Annotated in this window: 1 protein-coding gene; it reads left to right on the top strand. The window is 71.7% G+C overall.

What is annotated here, in order from left to right:
- Window positions 1–26 precede the first annotated feature (26 nt).
- Window positions 27–802, top strand: a 776-nt coding sequence (locus H1D24_RS41585; RefSeq protein WP_181662966.1) for a beta-L-arabinofuranosidase domain-containing protein, incomplete at its 3' end; no start/stop codon positions are given.

Genomic DNA, 802 nt, shown 5'->3' with positions numbered 1-802 from the left:
GGTTCGAAGTAAGGAAACGAGCACCCATGCAGTCACTTCCCCGCAGCGCGGTACGCCTTCTTCCCGGCCCGTTCCTGGACGCGCAGGCCACCGCTCTCGAGTACCTGCTGTCCCTCGACACCGACCGGCTCCTGGCGCCCTTGCGGCGCGAGGCCGGCCTGCCGCCGGTCGCCGAGTCCTACGGCAACTGGGAGAACTCCGGTCTCGACGGCCACACCCTCGGGCACGCGCTGTCGGGCGCCGCTCTCATGAGCGCGGTGACGGACGACCCCCGGCCGAAAGCCATGGTCGAGCGTCTGGTTCAGGGCGTCGTCGAGTGCCAGGACGCCCTGGGCACCGGCTACGCCGGGGGCATTCCCGACGGCGTGCGGCTGTGGCAGCGGGTGGCCGCGGGGCAGGTGGAGCGGGACTCCTTCGAGCTCGGTGGTGCCTGGGTGCCGTGGTACAACCTGCACAAGCTCTTCGCCGGCCTGCTGGACGCCCACCGCCACACCGGTTCGGACCTGGCCCTGACCGCCGTGCGACGGCTGGCCGACTGGTGGGACCAGGCAGCGGCGGGGATGGACGACGACACCCACGAAGCCATGCTCCGCACCGAGTTCGGCGGGATGTGCGAGGCGTTGGCGGACCTCGCCGACATCACCGGCACCGGCCGCTACGCCGCCCTGGCCCGGCGCTTCCTCGACCAGTCCCTGCTCCGCCCCCTGCGCGAGCACCGCGACGTCCTCGACGGGATGCACGCCAACACCCAGATCGCCAAGGTCGTCGGATACCAGCGGCTCGGCGAGGTCGTCGACGACCC

This window comes from Streptomyces himalayensis subsp. himalayensis, assembly GCF_013778455.1.
In the GTDB taxonomy this organism is placed as follows: Bacteria; Actinomycetota; Actinomycetes; order Streptomycetales; family Streptomycetaceae; genus Streptomyces; species Streptomyces himalayensis.
Note: the sequence above shows the minus strand (reverse complement) of the source record. Positions and strands in the feature narration are given on the sequence as shown.